20 protein-coding genes are annotated in these 16,040 nt (G+C 71.2%); 17 read left to right on the top strand and 3 right to left on the bottom strand.

The genetic code is table 11. The annotated features are described in order from the left end of the window. Positions 1-849, bottom strand: a complete 849-nt coding sequence (locus tag QBL25_RS12140) for an aminoglycoside N(3)-acetyltransferase (protein ID WP_409057043.1) — start codon at positions 847-849, stop codon at positions 1-3. Between the two features lie 161 nt (positions 850-1,010). Between QBL25_RS12140 and QBL25_RS12135 the strand changes: the two genes are divergently transcribed. The 8 genes from QBL25_RS12135 (at position 1,011) to QBL25_RS12100 (ending at position 7,586) form a co-directional block, all read left to right on the top strand. After that, positions 1,011-1,742 (top strand): helix-turn-helix transcriptional regulator, encoded by a 732-nt coding sequence (locus QBL25_RS12135; RefSeq protein WP_409057042.1) that lies wholly within the window; start codon positions 1,011-1,013, stop codon positions 1,740-1,742. Then, positions 1,739-3,160, top strand: a complete 1,422-nt coding sequence (gene sufB / locus QBL25_RS12130) for a Fe-S cluster assembly protein SufB (protein WP_409057041.1) — start codon at positions 1,739-1,741, stop codon at positions 3,158-3,160. The genes QBL25_RS12135 and sufB overlap by 4 nt, the downstream gene beginning before the upstream one ends. Before the next feature lie 64 nt (positions 3,161-3,224). After that, positions 3,225-4,406, top strand: a complete 1,182-nt coding sequence (gene sufD, locus QBL25_RS12125; protein ID WP_409057040.1) for a Fe-S cluster assembly protein SufD — start codon at positions 3,225-3,227, stop codon at positions 4,404-4,406. After that, entirely contained in the window at positions 4,403-4,720 is a 318-nt protein-coding gene (locus QBL25_RS12120; protein ID WP_409057039.1) for a bifunctional 3-phenylpropionate/cinnamic acid dioxygenase ferredoxin subunit, read from the top strand. Before sufD ends, QBL25_RS12120 begins: the two co-directional genes overlap by 4 nt. Before the next feature lie 5 nt (positions 4,721-4,725). Further along, entirely contained in the window at positions 4,726-5,490 is a 765-nt protein-coding gene (gene sufC / locus QBL25_RS12115; protein ID WP_409057038.1) for a Fe-S cluster assembly ATPase SufC, read from the top strand. Next, positions 5,487-6,755, top strand: coding sequence for a cysteine desulfurase (locus QBL25_RS12110; protein WP_409057037.1), 1,269 nt, complete (start codon positions 5,487-5,489; stop codon positions 6,753-6,755). The genes sufC and QBL25_RS12110 overlap by 4 nt, the downstream gene beginning before the upstream one ends. A gap of 16 nt (positions 6,756-6,771) precedes the next feature. Continuing rightward, complete coding sequence (gene sufU / locus QBL25_RS12105; RefSeq protein WP_409057036.1) at positions 6,772-7,254, top strand: Fe-S cluster assembly sulfur transfer protein SufU; 483 nt, start codon at positions 6,772-6,774, stop codon at positions 7,252-7,254. Beyond that, positions 7,251-7,586, top strand: a complete 336-nt coding sequence (locus tag QBL25_RS12100) for a metal-sulfur cluster assembly factor (RefSeq protein ID WP_160504340.1) — start codon at positions 7,251-7,253, stop codon at positions 7,584-7,586. Before sufU ends, QBL25_RS12100 begins: the two co-directional genes overlap by 4 nt. Positions 7,587-7,653: 67 nt before the next feature. On the opposite strand, the gene QBL25_RS12095 is transcribed toward QBL25_RS12100, so the two are convergent. Continuing rightward, a complete protein-coding gene (locus QBL25_RS12095; protein ID WP_409057035.1) occupies positions 7,654-8,760 on the bottom strand; it encodes a hypothetical protein in 1,107 nt (368 codons plus the stop codon). A gap of 140 nt (positions 8,761-8,900) precedes the next feature. On the opposite strand from QBL25_RS12095, the gene QBL25_RS12090 reads away from it, so the two are divergent. The 4 genes from QBL25_RS12090 to QBL25_RS12075 all read left to right on the top strand — a co-directional run bounded on the left by QBL25_RS12090 (position 8,901) and on the right by QBL25_RS12075 (position 11,614). After that, positions 8,901-9,221 (top strand): DMT family transporter, encoded by a 321-nt coding sequence (locus QBL25_RS12090; protein WP_409057034.1) that lies wholly within the window; start codon positions 8,901-8,903, stop codon positions 9,219-9,221. After that, a complete protein-coding gene (locus QBL25_RS12085; RefSeq protein ID WP_409057033.1) occupies positions 9,221-9,766 on the top strand; it encodes a TetR/AcrR family transcriptional regulator in 546 nt (181 codons plus the stop codon). Before QBL25_RS12090 ends, QBL25_RS12085 begins: the two co-directional genes overlap by 1 nt. Before the next feature lie 98 nt (positions 9,767-9,864). Continuing rightward, entirely contained in the window at positions 9,865-10,854 is a 990-nt protein-coding gene (gene dapD, locus QBL25_RS12080; protein WP_409057032.1) for a 2,3,4,5-tetrahydropyridine-2,6-dicarboxylate N-succinyltransferase, read from the top strand. A gap of 151 nt (positions 10,855-11,005) precedes the next feature. Next, positions 11,006-11,614, top strand: coding sequence for a hypothetical protein (locus QBL25_RS12075; protein ID WP_409057031.1), 609 nt, complete (start codon positions 11,006-11,008; stop codon positions 11,612-11,614). Here the strand turns inward: QBL25_RS12075 and dapA are convergent. Further along, positions 11,553-12,503: a 4-hydroxy-tetrahydrodipicolinate synthase gene (gene dapA / locus QBL25_RS12070; RefSeq protein ID WP_409057030.1), complete on the bottom strand. Its 951-nt coding sequence runs from the start codon at positions 12,501-12,503 to the stop codon at positions 11,553-11,555. The two genes, QBL25_RS12075 and dapA, sit on opposite strands and share 62 nt — an antisense overlap. Positions 12,504-12,685: 182 nt before the next feature. Between dapA and QBL25_RS12065 the strand changes: the two genes are divergently transcribed. The 5 genes from QBL25_RS12065 (at position 12,686) to QBL25_RS12045 (ending at position 15,987) form a co-directional block, all read left to right on the top strand. After that, positions 12,686-12,853 (top strand): hypothetical protein, encoded by a 168-nt coding sequence (locus QBL25_RS12065; RefSeq protein WP_409057029.1) that lies wholly within the window; start codon positions 12,686-12,688, stop codon positions 12,851-12,853. Continuing rightward, positions 12,850-13,518 (top strand): hypothetical protein, encoded by a 669-nt coding sequence (locus tag QBL25_RS12060; RefSeq protein ID WP_409057028.1) that lies wholly within the window; start codon positions 12,850-12,852, stop codon positions 13,516-13,518. Before QBL25_RS12065 ends, QBL25_RS12060 begins: the two co-directional genes overlap by 4 nt. 65 nt (positions 13,519-13,583) lie before the next feature. After that, on the top strand, positions 13,584-14,372 hold the full coding sequence (locus tag QBL25_RS12055; RefSeq protein WP_409057027.1) for an SGNH/GDSL hydrolase family protein: 789 nt from the start codon (positions 13,584-13,586) through the stop codon (positions 14,370-14,372). A 79-nt stretch (positions 14,373-14,451) separates the two neighbouring features. After that, a complete protein-coding gene (locus QBL25_RS12050) occupies positions 14,452-15,048 on the top strand; it encodes an antibiotic biosynthesis monooxygenase (protein ID WP_409057026.1) in 597 nt (198 codons plus the stop codon). A 198-nt stretch (positions 15,049-15,246) separates the two neighbouring features. Beyond that, on the top strand, positions 15,247-15,987 hold the full coding sequence (locus QBL25_RS12045; protein WP_409057025.1) for an SRPBCC family protein: 741 nt from the start codon (positions 15,247-15,249) through the stop codon (positions 15,985-15,987). Positions 15,988-16,040: the final 53 nt, after the last annotated feature.

Here is a 16,040-nt window from a genome sequence, read left to right as displayed (position 1 = left end):
CTAGAGAGCGCTCCGGGGTGCGCGGGCAGGGGGCTGCTGACCCGCCCACTCGGCGCGCGAGCGGTGGGTGTCGAGCCAGCGCTCGGCGTACGCGACCGCGTCGGCCACCGGGAAGAGGCGGGCGAGCGCCGCGCCGACCGTGCCGCGCACCACGGGCCGGTCCCGCTCGAAGTCCGCGCCGAGTTCGTCGAAGCGCTCCTCGGAGATCGAGGGCTCGCGCACCGTCGTCCAGCGGCGCCCCTCCGGGGTCATGACCGCGAAGGAGTTCGTCTCCTCGGGGCCGGCGAGCCGGTACTCGGCCAGGTGGAAGGAGGTGCAGGAGTCGAAGCCCGCGCCGAGCAGCAGGACGCGGGCGCCCGCCGCCTCCAGGCGGGCCAGCGGGCTGCGCTCGCCCAGGCGGCAGTCCAGCGCGTGCCCCGCCAGGAGCTCCGCCGCGCGGGGGCCGACCGCGGCGAAGGAGGTCTGCGGGTGGGCGCTGCGGTGGGCGCCGGGCCAGGTCCGTACCGTCTCGGGGATCACGCCGACGCCCCGGGTGGGGGTGGTGCGCGGGTCGTAGGCCGGGATGGAGGCGCGGATCTCGGGCCACCAGGACTCCGGCACGGGCGGATTGCCCCACGCGGCCGGGTCGGAGTTGTCGCTGGACTGCGTGGGGACCACGAGCGTTCCCTTTTGGCCCAGTGCGTCGAGGAGCGCCTGGACGACGGCCACGGGGCCGCCGCTGACCCAGCCGAGGGCGCTCAGCGAGGAGTGCGCGAGGAGGGTCTCCCCGGGGGTCACGCCGAGCGCGCGCAGGTCGGCCGCGAGGGACGCGCGCGTACACAAAGGGCCGGTGGGAGGGGGTGTCGACATGGTCAGGCAGTCTCCTCGCGGCTGCCGCCGCGCGCCACCGGTTTGATCGATCAGTGATCATTTCCGCAGGTCAGCTTAGGTATGCCTAAGTGATGCAGCGCACCGGACCGTGATCCCGGCGCGGGTTGTCAGGCTCTGAGGAATTACGCAACAATGGCGTTGTGAAAAACGTTGGCGAGGCTCCGCAGGAGGAACTCGCGACCGGGGAGCGGTCTACACGCAACCGGGTCGCGCGCTCCATCCTGGACCACGGCCCCTCCACGGTCGCCGACCTCGCGGGCCGCCTCGGCCTGACCCAGGCCGCCGTGCGCCGCCACCTCGACACGCTGGCCCACGAGAACGTCGTCGAGCCCCGCGAGCAGCGGATCTACGGCGCACGGACCCGCGGCCGCCCCGCAAAGGTCTTCGCGCTCACCGACTGCGGCCGGGACGCCTTCGACCAGTCGTACGACAAGCTCGCCGCCGACGCCCTGCGCTGGATCAGCGAGCGGCACGGCGAGGAGGCGGTCGTCGAGTTCGCCCGCGAGCGGATGGCGGCCCAGGCCGTCGCCTACCGCAAGACGGTCGAGGCGGCGCCCCCCGAGCAGCGCACCGAGGCTCTGGCGAAGGCGTTGACCGCCGACGGGTACGCTGCTACGGCTCGCAGCGCGCCGGTAGGGGAGCAGCTGTGCCAGCACCACTGCCCGGTCGCCCACGTCGCCGAGCAGTACCCACAACTTTGCGAGGCGGAGACGGAGATCTTCTCCGCCCTCCTGGGGACGCACGTCCAGCGGCTCGCCACCATCGCCCACGGCGACGGCGTCTGCACGACGTTCATCCCCCGCAACACCCCACAGTCTTCACAGACCACTGAAAACGCATCCGCAAGCACGGCCGGGAGGAACCCCGCATGACGCTCCCCACGGAGACTGCCCACCCCGAACTCGAGGGCCTGGGCACGTACGAATACGGCTGGGCCGACTCCGACGTGGCCGGGGCGTCCGCCAAGCGCGGCATCAACGAGGACGTCGTCAAGGACATCTCGGCCAAGAAGTCCGAGCCCGAGTGGATGACCAAGCTGCGCCTCAAGGGCCTGCGCCTCTTCGACAAGAAGCCCATGCCCAACTGGGGCTCGGACCTGTCGGGCATCGACTTCGACAACATCAAGTACTTCGTGCGGTCCACGGAGAAGCAGGCGGAGTCCTGGGAGGACCTGCCCGAGGACATCAAGAACACGTACGACAAGCTCGGCATCCCCGAGGCGGAGAAGCAGCGCCTCGTCGCCGGTGTCGCGGCCCAGTACGAGTCCGAGGTCGTCTACCACCAGATCCGCGAGGACCTGGAGGAGCAGGGCGTCATCTTCCTCGACACGGACACCGCCCTGAAGGAGCACCCGGAGCTCTTCAAGGAGTACTTCGGCACGGTCATCCCGGTCGGCGACAACAAGTTCGCGTCGCTGAACTCCGCCGTGTGGTCCGGTGGCTCGTTCATCTACGTCCCCAAGGGCGTGCACGTCGAGATCCCGCTCCAGGCCTACTTCCGCATCAACACGGAGAACATGGGCCAGTTCGAGCGCACGCTGATCATCGTCGACGAGGACGCCTACGTTCACTACGTCGAAGGCTGCACGGCGCCGATCTACAAGTCGGACTCCCTGCACTCGGCCGTCGTCGAGATCATCGTCAAGAAGGGCGGCCGCTGCCGCTACACGACGATCCAGAACTGGTCGAACAACGTCTACAACCTGGTCACCAAGCGCGCCGTGGCGTACGAGGGCGCGACCATGGAGTGGATCGACGGCAACATCGGCTCCAAGGTGACGATGAAGTACCCCGCCGTCTACCTCATGGGCGAGCACGCCAAGGGCGAGACGCTGTCCATCGCCTTCGCGGGCGAGGGCCAGCACCAGGACGCCGGTTCCAAGATGGTCCACATGGCGCCCAACACGTCCTCGAACATCGTCTCGAAGTCCGTGGCGCGTGGCGGTGGCCGCACCTCCTACCGCGGTCTCGTCGAGATCGGCGAGGGCGCGGCCGGATCGAAGTCGAACGTCCTGTGCGACGCGCTGCTCGTCGACACGATCTCCCGCTCCGACACGTACCCCTACGTGGACGTCCGCGAGGACGACGTGTCCATGGGCCACGAGGCGACCGTCTCCAAGGTCTCCGACGACCAGCTCTTCTACCTGATGAGCCGCGGTCTGACCGAGTTCGAGGCCATGGCGATGATCGTGCGCGGCTTCGTCGAGCCGATCGCCAAGGAGCTGCCCATGGAGTACGCCCTGGAGCTGAACCGGCTGATCGAGCTGCAGATGGAGGGCTCGGTCGGTTAAGACCGGCCGCTTCCCCCGCAGCAGCGACTGACTTCTTACGCAGAGAGAGAGCACGACGACAGCCATGGCTGAGGCTCAGAACATCCCCGTGGGGTCGACGACCGCCGGGTCCATCGCGGTGGCCGCCGAGTCCACCGTCGCCACCCGCATGAGCGCTCCCCCGTCCTTCGACGTGGCGGACTTCCCCGTCCCCCACGGCCGCGAGGAGGAGTGGCGGTTCACGCCGCTGGAGCGTCTGCGCGGGCTGCACGACGGCACGGCGGTCGCCACCGGCGGCATCCGCGTCGAGGTGACCGCCCCGGCGGGCGTGATCCAGGAGACCGTCGGCCGTGACGACGCGCGCGTGGGCAAGGCGGGCAAGCCCGTCGACCGCGTCGCCGCGCAGGCCTACAGCTCCTTCGAGAAGGCGTCGGTGGTGACCGTCCCCAAGGAGACGGTCCTGACCGAGCCGATCCGCATCGCCGTGCACGGCGAGGGCGGTACCGCCTTCGCGCACCAGGTCATCGAGGTGGGCGCGTTCGCCGAGGCCCTGGTCGTCATCGACCACACCGGTGACGCCGTCCTCGCCGCGAACGTCGACTACCTCCTGGGCGACGGCGCCAAGCTGACCGTCGTCTCCGTCCAGGACTGGGACTACAAGGCCGTCCACGTCGCCCAGCACAACGCGCTGGTCGGCCGGGACGCCTCCTTCAAGTCCGTCGTCGTGACCTTCGGCGGCGACGTCGTCCGCCTGCACCCCCGCGTCGAGTACGCGGGCACGGGCGGCGAGGCCGAGTTCTTCGGCCTGTACGTCACCGACGCCGGCCAGCACCAGGAGCACCGCCTCCTGGTCGACCACAACAAGCCGCACTGCAAGTCGAACGTCGTCTACAAGGGCGCGCTCCAGGGCGACGACGCCCACGCGGTGTGGATCGGCGACGTCCTCATCGAGGCCGCCGCCGAGGGCACCGACACGTACGAGATGAACCGCAACCTCGTGCTCACCGACGGCGCCCGTGTCGACTCCGTGCCGAACCTCGAGATCGAGACCGGCGAGATCGTCGGAGCGGGCCACGCCTCGGCGACCGGCCGCTTCGACGACGAGCAGCTCTTCTACCTCCAGTCGCGCGGTATCCCGCAGGACGAGGCGCGCCGCCTCGTGGTCCGCGGATTCTTCGCCGAGCTGATCCAGCAGATCGGCCTGCCCGACATCGAAGAGCGCCTCCTCGCGAAGATCGAAGAGGAGCTGGAGGCGTCGGCGGCATGACATTCGTACGCGCCTGTGGACTGAGCGAGCTGTCGGAGGACACCCCGAAGCGGGTGGAACTCGACGGCACGCCGGTCTCGGTCGTCCGCACCGAGGGCGAGGTGTTCGCGATCAACGACATCTGCTCGCACGCGAACGTCTCCCTCTCCGAGGGCGAGGTGGAGGACTGTCAGATCGAGTGCTGGCTGCACGGCTCCGCCTTCGACCTCCGCACCGGCAAGCCGTCCGGTCTCCCCGCGACGCGCCCCGTCCCCGTATACCCCGTAAAGATCGAAGGGGACGATGTGCTCGTCTCCCTCACCCAGGAGTCCTGAGGCACATGGCAACGCTTGAAATCCACGACCTGCACGTCACCGTCGAGGCCGACAACGCCACGAAGGAGATCCTCAAGGGCGTCGACCTCACCGTGAAGCAGGGCGAGACGCACGCCATCATGGGCCCGAACGGCTCCGGCAAGTCGACTCTCGCCTACTCCATCGCGGGTCACCCCAAGTACACGATCACGCAGGGCACCGTCACCCTCGACGGCGAGGACGTCCTGGAGATGTCCGTCGACGAGCGCGCCCGCGCCGGCATGTTCCTGGCCATGCAGTACCCGGTCGAGGTCCCCGGCGTCTCGGTCTCCAACTTCCTGCGTACGTCGGCGACGGCGATCCGCGGCGAGGCCCCCAAGCTGCGCACGTGGGTGAAGGAGGTCAAGGGTGCGATGGAGCAGCTCCAGATGGACCCGGCCTTCGCCGAGCGCAACGTGAACGAGGGCTTCTCCGGCGGCGAGAAGAAGCGCCACGAGATCCTCCAGATGGAGCTCCTCAAGCCGAAGATCGCGATCCTCGACGAGACGGACTCCGGCCTGGACGTCGACGCCCTGCGCCAGGTCTCGGACGGCGTCAACCGCGTCCGTGAGACCGGCGAGGTCGGCACCCTGCTGATCACGCACTACACGCGCATCCTGCGCTACATCAAGCCCGACTTCGTGCACGTCTTCGCGAACGGCCGCATCGCCGAGTCCGGCGGCGCCGAGCTCGCCGACAAGCTCGAGGCCGAGGGCTACGAGGCTTACACGAAGGGTGGCGTATCCGCGTGACAGTGGCCCACCAGGGGCTCTCCGGCCTCCTCGACACCGAGGCGATCCGCAAGGACTTCCCGATCCTGGATCGCACGATCCACGACGGCAAGAAGCTCGTCTACCTGGACAACGCGGCCACGTCCCAGACGCCGCGTCAGGTGCTCGACGTACTCAACGAGTACTACGAGAAGCACAACGCCAACGTCCACCGCGGCGTGCACGTCCTCGCGGAGGAGGCCACGGCGCTCTACGAGGGCGCCCGTGACAAGGTCGCGGCGTTCATCAACGCGCCGAGCCGCGACGAGGTGATCTTCACCAAGAACGCCTCGGAGTCGCTCAACCTCGTGGCCAACATGCTGGGCTGGGCCGACGAGCCCTACCGCGTGGACCACGAGACCGAGATCGTCATCACGGAGATGGAGCACCACTCCAACATCGTGCCGTGGCAGCTGCTCTCGCAGCGCACGGGCGCGAAGCTGAAGTGGTTCGGTCTCACGGACGACGGCCGGCTCGACCTGTCCAACATCAACGAGATCATCACGGAGAAGACGAAGATCGTCTCCTTCGTCCTGGTCTCGAACATCCTGGGCACGCAGAACCCGGTCGACGCGATCGTGCGCCGTGCCCAGGAGGTCGGCGCCCTGGTGCTGATCGACGCCTCGCAGGCCGCCCCGCACATGGTGCTGGACGTGCAGGCGCTCCAGGCCGACTTCGTGGCCTTCACCGGCCACAAGATGCTCGGCCCGACGGGCATCGGCGTGCTGTGGGGACGGCAGGAGCTCCTGGAGGACCTGCCGCCGTTCCTCGGTGGCGGCGAGATGATCGAGACCGTGTCGATGAGCTCGTCGACCTACGCTCCCGCGCCGCACAAGTTCGAGGCGGGCACGCCCCCGGTCTCCCAGGCCGTCGGCCTGGGCGCGGCCGTGGACTACCTCTCCGCGATCGGCATGGACAAGATCGCCGCTCATGAGCACGCGATCACCGAGTACGCGGTCAAGCGCCTCCTTGAGGTCCCCGACCTTAGGATCATCGGCCCGGCATCGGCCGAGGACCGCGGCGCCGCGATCTCCTTCACGCTCGGCGACATCCACCCGCACGACGTGGGCCAGGTCCTGGACGAGGAAGGCATCGCGGTCCGCGTGGGTCACCACTGCGCCCGCCCGGTCTGCCTGCGGTACGGAATTCCTGCGACCACGCGAGCGTCGTTCTATCTGTACTCCACGCCCGGCGAGATCGACGCTCTGGTCGACGGCCTGGAGCACGTACGGAACTTCTTCGGCTGAGGGGCTGGCTGGGAACGTGAAGCTGGATTCGATGTACCAGGAAGTCATCCTGGACCACTACAAGCACCCGCACGGGCGCGGTCTGCGCGATGGCGACGCCGAGGTGCACCACGTCAACCCGACGTGCGGCGACGAGATCACGCTGCGCGTGAAGTACGACGGGTCGACGATCGCCGACGTGTCGTACGAGGGCCAGGGCTGCTCCATCAGCCAGGCCAGCGCGTCCGTCCTGAACGACCTGCTGGTCGGCAAGGAGCTCGCCGAGGCGCGGAAGGTCCAGGAGGTGTTCCTGGAACTGATGCAGTCCAAGGGCAAGCTGGAGCCGGACGACGCGATGGAGGAGATCCTTGAGGACGCCGTCGCGTTCGCCGGGGTCTCCAAGTACCCGGCGCGGGTGAAGTGTGCTCTGCTGAGCTGGATGGCGTGGAAGGACGCGACCGCCCAGGCGCTCGGTACGGACGCCGACGCCCTCGCCGTCGCCGAGAGGAAGACCGCATGAGCGAGAACGAGACCCTGACCAAGCCCGCCTCCGAAGAAGAGGTCCGCGAGGCGCTGTACGACGTGGTCGACCCCGAGCTGGGCATCGACGTCGTCAACCTCGGCCTGATCTACGGCATTCACGTCGACGACGCGAACATCGCGACGATCGACATGACGCTCACCTCGGCGGCCTGCCCGCTGACGGACGTCATCGAGGACCAGGCGAAGTCCGCCACGGACGGCATCGTCAACGAGCTCCGGATCAACTGGGTCTGGATGCCGCCGTGGGGCCCGGACAAGATCACGGACGACGGCCGCGAGCAGCTGCGCGCGCTCGGGTTCAACGTCTGAGTGATCTGCGGGACGTGATCCCTGATGCGGCCCCCCGTGCTTCTGGCGCGGGGGGCCGCATCGCGTGCTACGGGACTGGCCGCGCAGCCGCCGACGCCTCCGTGAGCGTGTGCGCGAGGTTTTCCTTGCGGATGCGGCGGTCCAGGTAGAGCAGGGCCGTCACCAGGGGCAGGAACACCGTGGCGGCGAGCTGGGCGAGGAAGCTGCCGACCAGGCCGAGGAGCGCGTACAGGCCGAACTGGGAGCGCAGTTGGTCCAGGAAGTAGGCCGACGCGGAGTCGCCGGGGTCCACCGGGGGCGGGGTCGGCGCGGCGAACTGGAGGGGGAGCCGCAGGGCGAGGGAGACGCCCATGACGATGAGGCCCGCGAGCAGCGAGATGCCGAAGGTGCGCCACCAGGCGCCCCGCACCAGGCGCATGGAGCGCCGCAGCGCCGTGAAGGGCCCCGCCGTCTCCAGTGCCGCGGCGGCCGGGGCGAAGGCGAACAGGACGTACAGCCAGGCCGCGAGCGGCAGCGACACCAGGAACAGCGGGAAGACCAGGCCGATGGGGAGGAGCGACTGGGTCATCATCAGGAAGAGGAGCGAGAACAACAGCAGCAGGAACGCGGCCACCGGCAGCATCAGGACGACCGAGAGCAGCAGGGTCACGGCCAGCACGGACGGCGTCCGCGACCAGGCCCTGCGCCACACCGCGCGGAACGTCGCCGGGCGGCCGAGGACCGCCTCGTGCAGCGTGGCGGCGCAGGCCGCCTGGATGAACGAGTTGACGGCCAGCGTGGCGAGCATGAAGACCAGCCACACCAGGCCGAACGCGAACAGGACCGGCCTGCCGTCGTCCCAGGAGAAGTCCCCGCCGGGTTCGCGCAGGGCGCGCAGGTGCTCCCGGCTCGCCCCGTAGGCGAGCACCCCGCCGGCCACGGCGAGGACGGTGAGCAGGCCGTAGGCCGCGGTCGCCGTGCCGAACAGCGGCTTGGCGTAGCGCCGCATGGTCGCGAACGCGCCGCCGAAGATGTCGTTGGCGCCCAGCGGCGCGAGGGGTATCACGCCGGGCTTGGGCGGCGGCGGTGGCGGGGTCCAGCCGTAGCCGTTCCAGCCCCAGCCGGGCGGCGCCCCGTAGGGCCCCGGCGGTCCGCCGTACGGCGCCTGTGGTCCCCACCCCGACGTGTCTGACATCGCTCTTGTGCTCCGTGGTCTCGTACGCCTCTGTGGCCCCCCACAGTGATCGCGTCACCTTAACCGGTGGGATCGAGTTAACCGGCGGGATCGAGCGCGTTTGCGTACGCCCGTACACATCGATATGTACACTCGTACGCATGGGATACGGACTGCTCGCCGGGGCGATCATCGCGGAGGTGGCCGGGACGACGGCCATGAAGTACAGCGAAGGGTTCAGCAAGCTCTGGCCCTCGCTGATCACCGTCGCCGGATATCTGATCGCCTTCACGCTGCTCGCGCAGACCCTGAAGACGCTGTCCGTCGGCACGGCCTACGCGATCTGGGCCGGGATCGGCACCGCCGCGGTCGCCGCCATCGGCATGATCTTCATGGGGGAGTCCGCGGGCCTCGCCAAGATCGCGGGACTGGTCCTGGTGATCGCGGGCGTCGTCCTGCTCAACCTCGGCGGGGCGCATTGATGGCCCGGCGCTATGACCCCGAGCGGCGCCAGCGGATCATCGACGCCGCGATCCGGGTGGTGGCGGACAAGGGGATAGGTGGGCTCAGCCATCGCTCGGTCGCCGCGGAGGCCGACGTGCCGCTCGGCTCGACCACCTACCACTTCAAGACACTCGACGACCTCCTGGTGGCCGCGATGCGGCAGGCCAACGAGGGCTTCGCCAAGGCCGTCACCGCCGGCGGCGCGTTCGAGGACCCGCGGGGCGACCTCGCCGGTGAGCTGGCCGGTCTGCTCGGCCAGTGGCTCGCCGGGGACCGCACGGAGCTCGAGCTGGAGTACGAGCTGTATCTGGCCGCCCTGCGCAAACCCGCGCTGCGGCCCGTCGCCGCCGAGTGCGGGGAGGTGCTCGGCGAGGTCCTGCGGCGGCGCACCGACCCCGTCACCGCGCGGGCGCTCGTCGCGGCCGTGGACGGCATCTGCCTCCAGGTGCTGCTCACGGACGTGCGGTACGACGAGGCGTACGCGCGCGAGGTCTTCCACCGGCTCGTCCCGTCCGGCGGCTGACCTCCGCGGGCTTCGCGCGGTGCGCGACGCGGCGGGCGGGCGGCCCGGAGGCTGAGACCGGTTCGCCCGCGCGGCGCGCCGCCGGTTAGGTTTTCCCCATGACCGACACGAACGCTTCCCGCACCACCGGCGCCGTCGCCGCAGGCCTCGCCACCGTCACCGCCGACGGCACCGTCCTCGACACCTGGTTCCCCGCGCCCGAGCTCGTCGCCGAAGCGGGTCCCGCGGGCACCGAGCGGCTCACCGCCGAGCGTGCCGTGCAGCTGCTCGGCGAGGGCGCGGCCAAGGCCATCCGCCGGGACGACCGCCGTGGCGTGGAGATCGTCGCCGTACGTACGGTCATCGCGTCCCTCGACGAGAAGCCGGTGGACGCCCACGACGTCTACCTCCGGCTGCACCTGCTCTCGCACCGCCTGGTCAAGCCGCACGGCGTGAACCTCGACGGCCAGTTCGCCTTCCTCGCCAACATCGCCTGGACCTCGCTGGGCCCGGTCGCCGTCGACGACGTCGAGAAGGTGCGGCTCAACGCCCGCGCCGAGGGCCTGCACCTCGCCGTGACCTCCGTCGACAAGTTCCCGCGCATGACGGACTACGTGGCCCCCAAGGGCGTGCGCATCGCCGACGCCGACCGGGTGCGCCTGGGCGCGCACCTCGCCGAGGGCACGACGGTCATGCACGAGGGCTTCGTGAACTTCAACGCCGGCACGCTCGGCACCTCCATGGTCGAGGGCCGCATCTCCGCCGGTGTCGTCGTCGGCGACGGCTCCGACATCGGTGGCGGCGCCTCCACGATGGGCACCCTCTCCGGCGGCGGCAACGTCCGCATCGTCATCGGCGAGCGCTGCCTGATCGGCGCCGAGGCGGGCGTGGGCATCGCGCTCGGCGACGAGTGCGTCGTAGAGGCCGGCCTCTACGTCACCGCGGGCACCCGCGTCACGATGCCCGACGGGCAGATCGTGAAGGCCCGCGAGCTCTCCGGTGCCTCGAACATCCTCTTCCGCCGCAACTCGGTCACCGGCGCCGTCGAGGCCCGCCCGAACAACGCGGTGTGGGGCGGCCTGAACGACGTGCTGCACAGCCACAACTGATCGTTCCTCCCACGCCGAGCGCCCTCCGGTTCACCGGAGGGCGCTCGGCGTGGGACGCCGGGGCGCGCGCTGCCTCCCGCGAGGCGGCCCTGGCTGCGTAAGCTGCGCTGCCAGGCGGGCGTGGTGCTCGCGGGACGAACGGGAGTGCGGCATGCGTCGAACGGGGATCAGGGCTCTGGCTCTGGGCGGAGTGACGGTGCTCGGTCTGGTGACCGGGTGCGGGCAGAGCGCCGGGCAGGCGCAGGACACCGGCCGCGGGCCGGCCCGGCAGGTCACGACGGTCGCCACCGGCGATCACGGCTACCCGCTCCAGAAGAGCGACATCCCCTGGAGCGGCAGCCCGAGCCCCTTCAACGCGCAGGTCAAGCTCACGGACGGCCGGCGCGTGGCCATGCACTACCTGAAGGGCAAGGGCCTCTTCGTGCAGGACTACAGCCCCAAGGCCAAGGGCTGGTCCAAGCCGGCCGTCGTCCACAAGACGGCCACCGACGCCTGCCAGGGCATCACGCTCAAGGCCAAGGACGGCACCGTCGCGGCCTTCGGCGACTTCGGCGTCTACTGCGCCGACGGCGAGCCGCCGACCGAGTCGGTCGCCGCGGTCGCCACCGGCCCCCTCACGAAGTGGGCCACGCACCTCACCAAGGACTTCGACGGCTGGGAGAAGATCGCCGTCGCCGCCGGGGGCAAGAAGGCCACGTTCAGCCGTGGCTCCGACACGCTCGTGTGGACGAAGGCGGGGGGCTTCCCCGCCGCGGGCTGAGGTCCTCGTACGCGGCGAGCAGTCCTTCGGTCGCCTCGCGGCCGGCGGGCCGCAGCGGCGCGCGGACGGGACCGCCGGGCAGGCCCAGCGCGCCGAGCAGTGCCTTGGCGGTGACCGTGCCCGGCAGGCCCGCGCCCATCATCGCCTCGATGAGCTCCATGGCCCGCTGCTGAAGCCGCCGTGCCTGTGCCGTGTCGCCCGCGTCGAACGCGTCGATGACAGCCCGCAGATGGCCGGGCACGACGTTGGCCACCGTGCTGATGTATCCCGCGCCGCCCACCGCGTACAGCGCGAGGATGAGCTCGTCGCAGCCGGTGTAGTAGGCCAGATCGGTGCGCGAGAGGACCTTCTGCGTGCCCATCAGGTCGTACGCGCAGTCCTTCACGGCGACGATCCGCGGATGCTCCGCCAGGCGCAGCATCGTCTCCGGCTCGATGCGCGTCCCGGTGCGCCCCGGGATGTCGTAGAGCACGAGCGGGAGCCCCGAGGCGTCGGCGACCTCCAGGAAGTGCGCCTCGACGGCGTCCTGCGGCGGCCTGCTGTAGTAGGGCGTGACCACCAGCAGGGCGTCCGCGCCCGCCTTCTCGGCCTGGAGCGCGAGCTCGACGGTGTGCCGGGTGGCGGAGCTGCCGACACCCGCGACGACCGACGCCCGGTCGCCGACCGCCTCGGCGACGGCCCGCACGAGCGCGGCCTTCTCGTCGTCGGACGTGGTGGGGGACTCGCCGGTGGTACCGGAGAGGACGAGACCGTCGCAGCCGTCGTCCACCAGGCGCTCGGCGAGCAGCTGGGCCCCGTCGAGGTCGAGCAGACCGTCGGCCGTGAAGGGCGTGACCATCGCGCAGAGGGCGCGGCCGAGGAGAACAGGCGCTGCTGGGGGAGAGGTCATGAAGGCAGTGTCGGTACGCCGACGCTGAAGCTCCACTTAATTCTGCTACGAGGTAAGGGTCACGGATGCTGAAAGGTGCCCGTGAGTGGGGCGGGCCCTGGTGCCAACTCGCCCCCGTATGCGCCACCATGGGCCGACGGTAGTCGACGGACGGCCGCGCGGCGGTCGCCACAGGAGGCGTCATGAGGCTGGGCAAAGCACTCGCCACCGGGATCGCCGAGGAAGCCCCGCGGGAGCAGCCGCGGGCACAGGACCGTGAGCTGCACGCGGCGCCCGTACCCGAACCCGCGGTGCCGGCCGAGGAGCCCGCGGCCGGAGCCCCGGCGGCCGAGGTCCCCGCGGTCCGATGAGGCTGCGGCTCCCCGCGGAACGCCCGAAGGAGCCGCCGACCGGATACAAGATCGCCCGCCTCGCGCTGTCCCAGGACGGCGCGAGGGCCGGGTTCACCGGCGTCTCCCTGGGCGCCGCCCTGCCCTATGGCGTGCTCGACGAGGCCCACTGCGTCTACGGCAGACGGCACGCGGCCCCGCACCGCCGCTGCGACTGCGGCTTCCACTGCGTCCACGGGCGGGCCGCGGCGGAGGCGTTCCTGTGCACCGGCGAACACCGCGGGGCGGCGCTCCTGGAAGTGACGGTGCTCGGCGCGTACATCCGCTTCGAGCAGGGCTTCCGGTACGCGCGGCAGCGGGTGCGCGCGGTGACCGTGCGGCCGTGCGGCTGCGGGGCGGGTGCCTCGGTCCTCGCGGACGCGGGGTGGGGCAGGCCGGGCTGGCGGGTGGTCGAGGGGGTGTGCGGTGCCTGCGTGGGCCGCCGTGCGGCGCTGCGGCTCGCGGAGTTCGCCCGCCTCGCGGGGGAAGGTCTCACGGTCACCGCGGCGGTGCCGGAGGCCGTGCCGGGGGTGCGCTCGCCGGCCATGGGGGTGCCCGAACTGGTCGCGGAGGCGGCGCTGCTGCAAGCCCGACTCGACGTCTTCCAGGGTGAGTTGGCGCGTCTCGCGGGTGAGGGGGCGGGCTGAGGGCCGCGGGCGCCGGTGGTCACCACCACGTTGACGTGCCCTGACCGCGGGGGGAGGCTCTGGCCATGACCACGCATGCGTACGCGCGCTATGTCGCGCTCGGCGACAGCCAGACCGAAGGGGTCGGCGACGGTGACGAGACCCACGGCTACCGCGGCTGGGCCGACCGCCTCGCCGAGATCCTGGCCGAGGGCAACCCGGACTTCGGCTACGCGAACCTCGCCGTACGGGGCAGGCTGACGGCCCGGATCAAGGCGGAGCAGCTGGCCCCGGCCCTCGCGCTGCGGCCGGACCTGGTCACCGTCATGGCGGGCATGAACGACCTGGTGCGGCCCGGCTTCGACGCGGCCCGGGTGGCGCGCGACATCGAGGACATGTTCACCGAGCTGACGGCGGCGGGCGCGCGCGTGGCCACGGTGACGTTCCCCGACCTCGGGCGGATCTCGCCGCTCGCGCGCAGGGCGCTGCCCCGCGTGCTCGACCTGAACGCCCGCATCCGCGCGGCGGCGGACCGCCACGGGGTCACCGTCCTGGACACGTTCCCGCACCGGGTCACCACGGACCCCCGGCTGTGGAGCACCGACCGGCTGCACGCGAGTCCGCTGGGGCACGCCCGGATCGCCGCCGGGATGGCGGACGCGCTGGGGGTGCCCGGCCACGAGGACTGGGTGCGGCCGGTGCTGCCCCCGGCGCCTCCGGTGTCCGCGCTGCGGGCGGTGGCGGCGGAGACGTCCTGGTTCGCCGGGTTCATGGGTCCGTGGCTGTGGCGGCGCGTCAGGGGGCGCTCGTCGGGCGACGGGCGCGCGGCGAAGCGCCCGGAGCTCGTCCCGGTGGCCTCTCCCGAACGGGCTTGACCTCAAGCAAACTTGAGGTCGCAGGGTGGACGGAGAGGGGCACGGCGCCCCCTCCCCGCCCATCTCGAAGGAGCAGGCCATGCAGGCGTACACCGACACCACCACCCTCCCCGACCCGGCCCGCGCGCACGGCGGGCTCGTCTTCCTCAGCACCTGGAGCACGGGCACGCCGGACCGGCAGCGGGCGACGGTCGAGGCGATCGCCGCAGCCTGGGGGAGCCGTCCGTGGCCGCACGAGGGGCTCCTCTCGTACACCGTGTACGCCGGTATGGACGGTTCGACGGTGGCGCACCGCTCGCACTGGCGGGACGAGGAGGCGTACGAGGACTTCTTCGCCCACGGCAGGGACGAGCGGAACTCCGAGATCGACGCGGCCGTGCCGGGCATCGAGCGCCTGCGGCTGCACAAGACGCTTCTGCGGGACGGGACACCCCGGGCGGCGGGCGACGACCGGGCGGTCCGGGCGATCGTGATGGCCGAGGGCGTGGGCGAGCGGGAGAGTGAGGGTGTGGATGCGGGCGACGGGCGGTCGGAGCGGGCGCCGGGTCTGGTATCCGCCCACGTCCACGTGACGACGGACGGCCGGCGCGTCCTGCGCTACGAGGAGTGGGCGAGCGGGGAGGGGCTGCCCGAGGAGGGCACCTACCGCCTGGCCCTCCGGATGGAGCCGCGCTGATCCCTGCCGGTGCCTGGTGCTCCCCGCGATCCTCGCGGCTCCCCGGTCATCGCGGCTCCCCGCCGTCTCGCGTCCGCGCCCGCGGTCAGTGGCGATTTCGCCCCCATTGACCCCACTTTCCCCGGTCGCGCCACGCCTCTGGACGGGAATGGTCGTCGGTGGGACGTTGAACCGACGCGGGACGTCAGGGGGGTCGCCATGGCCGCAGGCAAGGAGTTCGAGATCGCGCGGGAGTTCGAGGTCGACGCCTCTCCCGCCGAGGTCTGGGACGCGTTCACCACCGGTACCGCCTGCTGGCTCTGGCCCATGGTGGAGCACGAACCCCGCGAGGGCGGCGCCGCACCCTGTGGCGGCGTCGTCACCCACTGGGAGCCGCCGCACCGCCTCACCGACCGCGTCGACGACCCCGCGGGCCTCCCGCGGGGCCAGATCCGCAACGCGCTCGACCGCGTCATCGAGCCCCGCGACGGCGGCCGCCGCTCGTGGGTCCGCTATCTGCACAGCGGCGTCTTCACCGGCGACTGGGGCAGCCAGTACGACGGGGCCGCCAAGCACACGGACTTCTACCTGCACACCCTGCGCCAGTACCTGACGTACTTCGCGGGCCTTCCCGTCACCTTCACCAGCCTCGACGGCCCCGCGCCCGCCATGGCACCGGAGGCCTTCACCAAGCTGGGCCGCCGCCTCGGCCTCCCCGACGACGCGTCGGAGGGCGCCCGCATGCGCGTGGACGCCCCCGGCGCACTCCTCGACGCGATGATCGACTTCCGCACCCGGCACTTCATCGGCCTGCGCACGGACACCGCGCTCTACCGCTTCTTCGGCCGCAACCACTTCGGTGCCCCCGTGGCCGTCAGCATCCACGACTTCGCGCCGCACGCCGACGCCAAGGGCACCGAACTGGCCTGGCGGGACTGGCTCCTCCGGCTCTACGCGTGACCCGCCGGGTCACGCGCGGAGGCCGGCGGGTCATGCGCGTCCTTCCGGTTCGG

It is taken from the genome of Streptomyces sp. SYP-A7185 (genome assembly GCF_046103685.1).
GTDB lineage: Bacteria > Actinomycetota > Actinomycetes > Streptomycetales > Streptomycetaceae > Streptomyces.
Note: the sequence above shows the minus strand (reverse complement) of the source record. Positions and strands in the feature narration are given on the sequence as shown.